The sequence below is a fragment of the Rhizobium ruizarguesonis genome (genome assembly GCF_012349115.1).
Lineage (GTDB): Bacteria > Pseudomonadota > Alphaproteobacteria > Rhizobiales > Rhizobiaceae > Rhizobium > Rhizobium ruizarguesonis.
In genome coordinates this window covers 1-3,309 of record NZ_PQIG01000151.1, presented here as the reverse complement: position 1 = coordinate 3,309, position 3,309 = coordinate 1, and the positions used below count along the sequence as shown (strand labels likewise).

Annotated in this window: 4 protein-coding genes; all 4 read left to right on the top strand. The window is 59.7% G+C overall.

Going from position 1 to position 3,309, the window contains the following annotated elements; genetic code table 11:
* The coding region (locus C3Y91_RS37525) for an RNA polymerase factor sigma-54 (RefSeq protein ID WP_168576454.1) at positions 1-743 on the top strand (743 nt) is incomplete at its 5' end.
* Positions 744-868: 125 nt separating this feature from the next.
* The gene (locus tag C3Y91_RS37520; RefSeq protein WP_168576453.1) at positions 869-1,792 is read left to right on the top strand and encodes a DMT family transporter; all 924 of its coding nucleotides are present in this window, start codon (positions 869-871) and stop codon (positions 1,790-1,792) included.
* 291 nt (positions 1,793-2,083) lie between these two features.
* The gene (gene hpf, locus C3Y91_RS37515; protein ID WP_017958734.1) at positions 2,084-2,659 is read left to right on the top strand and encodes a ribosome hibernation-promoting factor, HPF/YfiA family; all 576 of its coding nucleotides are present in this window, start codon (positions 2,084-2,086) and stop codon (positions 2,657-2,659) included.
* Between the two features lie 70 nt (positions 2,660-2,729).
* Positions 2,730-3,194, top strand: a complete 465-nt coding sequence (ptsN, locus tag C3Y91_RS37510) for a PTS IIA-like nitrogen regulatory protein PtsN (RefSeq protein ID WP_018070085.1) — start codon at positions 2,730-2,732, stop codon at positions 3,192-3,194.
* Positions 3,195-3,309: the final 115 nt, after the last annotated feature.

Here is a 3,309-nt window from a genome sequence, read left to right as displayed (position 1 = left end):
GCGTCGACGAGGAAGATCTTCTCGACATGCTCGGCGAGATCCGCCAGCTCAATCCCAAGCCGGGCAGCGGTTTCGAGGCGGGTGTTTCCGAAGCGATCATGCCGGATGTGGTCGTCAGAGCCTCCTCGGAGGGCGGCTGGCTGGTCGAGCTCAATCCGGATACGCTGCCGCGCGTGCTGGTCAACCAGTCCTATTTTTCCCGCGTGACCCGCAATGGAGAGGATCACGCCTTCCTCTCCGATTGCCTGCAGAGCGCCAACTGGCTGACCCGCAGCCTCGACCAGCGGGCAAAAACCATCATGAAGGTGGCAAGCGAAATCGTCCGCCAGCAGGACGCCTTCCTGCTGCATGGCGTCGACTACCTGCGCCCGCTGAACCTGAAAACGGTCGCCGAGGCGATCAAGATGCATGAATCCACAGTCAGCCGCGTCACGTCGAACAAATATATGCTGACGCCGCGCGGCCTCTTCGAACTCAAATATTTCTTCACCGTCTCGATCAGCGCCGTCGCTGGCGGCGATAGCCATTCGGCCGAGGCCGTGCGTCACAAGATCCGTGCGCTGATCCTGCAGGAGAGCCCGGAGGCGGTGCTTTCCGACGACGATATCGTCGACATGCTGAAAAAGGGCGGCGTCGATCTTGCCCGCCGCACGGTTGCGAAATACCGGGAGGCGATGAACATCGCTTCTTCGGTGCAGCGCCGTCGCGAGAAGCGAGCGCTCGCCAAGGTCGCCGGCTTCTGACCCTGTCATGCTTCGACCTGGATCGAAGCATCCTGCCCGCAAATCCCGTTATTCCTCTCCAGGCCTGCGTCTTTTCAGACGCAACGGCGCTGCAACCCTTTGAATTTTCTTGAACGAAGATCGAAATGCCGACGATGACGCCGCAAATTCCGAACCTTGCCAGGGAGCTTTTCCTGCTGCTGGTGCTGGCGACCCTCTGGGGTTCCTCCTATAGCTTCATCAAGATCGGCGTCGAGACCATCCCGCCGATAACGTTGATCGCCGCCCGCACGCTGATTGCCGGCGGTATTCTACTTGCCGTGCTGCGCCACCGGCGTGTCCGTCTGCCGCGCGATGGTGCGACCTGGCGCCGGTTTTTCGTTCAAGCCTGTCTGAACAGCGTCGTCCCCTTCACGCTGATCGCCTGGGCAGAACAGTCCGTCGATGCCGGATTGGCGGTGATCCTGAATTCGGCAACGCCGATCTTCGCCTTCCTGCTGACCGTGCTGATGACCCGCCATGAGCAGGTGACGCTGCGACGGCTTTTCGGCGTCATGGCCGGGCTTGCCGGCATCTGCCTCGTCATCGGCGTCGAAGCGCTCGGCGGTCTCGGCGAAAGCCTGATGGCGCAGCTTGCCATCATCCTGGCGACCATCTGCTATGCAGGTGCCGCGATTTTCAGCAAGAACTTCAAGGGGCTCGATCCCGCAGTGCCGGCGGCCGGCTCGTTGATTTCAGGCGCGGCCATTCTCCTGCCTATGAGCCTCGTCGTCGATCGGCCATGGGAAATCAATCCGTCGGCGGCATCGATGCTGGCGCTGCTTGCCCTCTCCGCCTTTTCGACGGCCCTTGCCTTTACGATCTATTTCCGTCTCGTCCAGACGCTGGGTTCGGTCGGAACCACCTCGCAAGCCTATCTCAGAGTGCCGATCGGTGTTGCGATCGGCATCGTCTTCCTCGGCGAAAGGCTGAGCCAGACGGCCTGGGTCGGACTCGTCTGCATCATATCAGGTGTCGCAGCCATGACGATCCCCGCGAGGGCGAGCGCAACGCAAGCGCGAAGCGCATAAAGTTGATGGGGTGGCAATCGGCGGCATAACTTGCCCAGCAAGGTATCGACTACACGTTACCCGGGCGCCGCCGATGGTGATTCTCGCCCTATTGACTTTTCGGTAACCTCTGGCTAGAAGCCCGCCGCAATCGATGCCGCGAACGGCGTCTGTAGTTATCCCCAGCATCAGAAGGGTACCAAGGACCCGCAGGCCTAAGCCGATCTTGCTTGAGATTGTGCGAAGTGCTTGGATGAACCTGAGGCTTGGCGTAAACTGATACCCGCAAACGACCATAAGAAGGGAAACTCCATGAGTGTGCGTGTATCCGGGAAACATATGGAAATTGGTGAATCCTTCCGTCAAAAGATCGAGGACCAAATTGGTATGGCCATCACGAAATACTTCGACGGGGGATATTCCGGCCAGGTGACCGTGGAAAAGGCGAGTTCTCGTTACTCGGCGGATTGCAAGCTGCATCTCGACAGCGGCGTGGTACTGCATGCGGCCGGCGAGGCGACCGACCCGCAGTTGGCTTTCGACGCCGCCTCGCAGCGGATCGAAAAACGGCTGCGGCGTTACAAGCGCAAGCTGAAGGACCATCACGCCGGAAACCATCTGAATGGTTTTGCAGAGGTCTCCTACACGGTTATGGATTCCGTTCCTGATCACGATGATGAAATCGCCGACGATTTCGCTCCGGCGATCGTCGCTGAAAGCACGAAGCAGCTGAAGACCATGTCGGTCGCCACCGCCGTGATGGCGCTCGACATGACCGACGAGCCGCTTCTCCTGTTCCGCAGCCCCGGCAAGGAACATCTGAACATTGTTTACCGTCGGCACGACGGAAATATTGGCTGGATCGATTCAGCCAGTATCAAAGGCTGAGATCAGCGTGGTGAGCGGCGGTGTTGCCGCCGCTCCTTGCATTTGATCCCGGCGACAGAAGGAAAAAGAAATGGCATTGGCAGATTTGCTCCATCAGGATGCGATCATTCCCGCCCTCAGAGTAAATTCCAAGAAACAGTTGCTTCAGGAATTGGCTGCAAGAGCCGCCAGGATCACCGGGCTTTCCGAACGGGAGATCTTCGACGTTATCCTGCAGCGCGAACGCTTGGGCTCGACCGGCGTCGGCAACGGCATCGCCATTCCCCACGGCAAGCTGGGAAACATCCATTCGATCGTCGGCATCTTTGCTCGGCTGGAGCAGCCGGTCGATTTCGAGGCGCTGGACGACCAGCCGGTCGATCTCGTGTTCCTGCTGCTTGCGCCGGAGGGCGCGGGCGCCGATCATCTCAAGGCTCTATCGCGTATCGCCCGCGTGCTGCGCGATCACGATCTGGTCGCCAAGCTGCGCGCCACCGATTCCTCCCAGGCGATCTATGCCTTCCTCAACGAAGAGCAGACGTCGAACGCTGCCTGACGCACGTCGCGCGATAACGCATCTATTCTCGAATGCAAAAAGGCGCCTGATCTCTCAGGCGCCTCAGACTGCTGACAAACCCCTGGCACCGTCCAGGGGTTTGTGATTCATTGGG

What these genes read in the sequence shown, in the direction of transcription:
- C3Y91_RS37520 (WP_168576453.1), top strand. Translation starts at nt 869, where the DNA reads ATGCCGACGATGACGCCGCAAATTCCGAACCTTGCCAGGGAGCTTTTC.
- ptsN (WP_018070085.1), top strand. Translation starts at nt 2,730, where the DNA reads ATGGCATTGGCAGATTTGCTCCATCAGGATGCGATCATTCCCGCCCTC.
- hpf (WP_017958734.1), top strand. Translation starts at nt 2,084, where the DNA reads ATGAGTGTGCGTGTATCCGGGAAACATATGGAAATTGGTGAATCCTTC.